At 32.7% G+C, this 1895-nt stretch carries 3 protein-coding genes; 1 reads left to right on the forward strand and 2 read right to left on the reverse strand.

Annotated elements, in window-relative coordinates; translation table 11 throughout:
* Positions 1-161: 161 nt before the first annotated feature.
* Both U9Q18_03040 and U9Q18_03045 read right to left on the reverse strand, forming a co-directional pair.
* On the reverse strand, positions 162-425 hold the full coding sequence (locus U9Q18_03040) for a hypothetical protein (GenBank protein ID MEA3313332.1): 264 nt from the start codon (positions 423-425) through the stop codon (positions 162-164).
* A gap of 24 nt (positions 426-449) precedes the next feature.
* A complete protein-coding gene (locus tag U9Q18_03045) occupies positions 450-1382 on the reverse strand; it encodes a tyrosine-type recombinase/integrase (protein MEA3313333.1) in 933 nt (310 codons plus the stop codon).
* A gap of 114 nt (positions 1383-1496) precedes the next feature.
* Between U9Q18_03045 and U9Q18_03050 the strand changes: the two genes are divergently transcribed.
* A complete protein-coding gene (locus U9Q18_03050; GenBank protein ID MEA3313334.1) occupies positions 1497-1667 on the forward strand; it encodes a hypothetical protein in 171 nt (56 codons plus the stop codon).
* Positions 1668-1895 lie beyond the last annotated feature (228 nt).

Here is a 1895-nt window from a genome sequence, read left to right on the forward strand (position 1 = left end):
TTTTGGTTCATATTATTTCACCTGCTTTTTAATTTTAGCACTTTTTCTTAATTATTTTTAGATATTATATTAAAACATTATAGCATTATAAAATTTTGCAAATCCTACTTCCTGTAATTAGAGTTATAGGAAGTAGAAAGAATTTTTAAAACAAAAATATTTTATTTAATGACAGCAAACCAGGCTGCTAATGCACTTAGAATTGCAGCTATTGCGGAAAGCAAGACTATTACCCAAAGCTTTTCTTCCCTATGTGATCTCTCAAGGTTTATTATTCTACTGACAACTATATCTTCAACAATTCTTCCTGTTTTTGAATTTAAGGTTCTAGCAGTAGTGCCACCCAAGCTTATTAGGTATTTTTTAAGTTCTATTCCTTTATCTTCTTTTTGTAAGGCCATTATTTTTTTAAGTTTTCTGGACATGATAACGTACTATCCTTTCAAATTTTAAAACTTTACTCCCTTGAAAGTTTTGTAATATTTTGGTAAATCATTTTCCATCTCAATATTGTCATTATAGACTTGCAACATCTCCAAGCTTTTATGCCTGGTATACTGGGCAACCCTCAAAAGATTACCCTGGTAATTTTTAAGCAAGGCAGTAGTAAAATAGTGTCTGAATCCGTGAACGCTCTTTTCAATATTGAGGTCCTTCAAAACTTTCTTTATGATCAATCTCAATCCCCTGGTAGTAATCCTGACATTTCGGCTGTTATTACTATTACTGACAAACAGGGCACCGTCTTTGTGATTATTTGCTTTTAGATAACGTTTGATATGTCTTGCTGTTTCCGGATGAAGATAAATGATTTCCTTATCATCTCTGCCCTTACCTTCGATTAAAGCTGTTTTTCTTATAGGGTCAACATCTTTTACATCCAGCCGGGTTATTTCTATTTGTCTTAATCCCTGCAATACCAGCAGGCCAATTATTGCTTTTATCCGGGTATTATGGGGGTTGTTGGGAAGCTCTTTTAAGGCAAAGGTTAGCTTTTCGATTTCCTGATCAGTCAAACCTTCTTTTTTGTGTTTTTTAGAATGGCTGAATGATTTTATATTTTGGGTAATATCAACCGGCAATAATCTCCTCCGGTTCAATTCTTTTAAAAAGACTTTAGCGGTAATTAAATACTTGTTTTTTGTGGCCACCGTGTAATCGGTCCGGAGCTTTAAATACTGCTTATATTCTAAAAAACTATTCTGGTTTAATCTTTTATCGTTAATAAAATTAAGAAAATGGCCTATCCGGTATTGATAATCTTTTTTGGTTCCTTCATTAACATCTAATAATTGGAAGATGCTCCAGGCTTTTTCGTGGTCCCAATGGTCTACTATTTCAGTAGAAGGAATTTCTTCAGAGGCAATCAACTGGTTATTCATAGTAATACCTCCATAAATAATTATTACTTACTACTGCTCATAATATAACTATGATATACCAATGTCAAATTATTTCGCTTATCTAAAATCCATTATTTGTTAAAAATTATTTTAATGCATGAAATTACTACGATAAATAAAGTATCTCTTAGTTCTTCACAGGTTATACCAGAATACCGTATAAATGTGGATACATATGAAGCAAACAGGCTAAATAAAGGGAAAAATGGTGCAAAATGGCCTAAAAGCGGGGAATTTCGAGAAACACGAAAAAAACATCTTTAATTTAAGCGTGTTTTAAGCGCTTATTTCAAGGTGGCTGGTATGAATCATCGTATTTTTTAAATACGCCTCGTATACGCCAAATATGAAGCTTTTTTAAAAAACGCTAAAAACCTTATATAACAACGGTTTCATCGATTTTTGGCAAAATCAACCCGCAGATCATTGATTGTCTGCTTGATTTCTTTGATTTCAGTGGTAACATTATGGGAGAATTCCTTCTGATTCTTG

Source organism: Caldisericota bacterium (genome assembly GCA_034717215.1).
GTDB lineage: Bacteria > Caldisericota > Caldisericia > Caldisericales > Caldisericaceae > UBA646.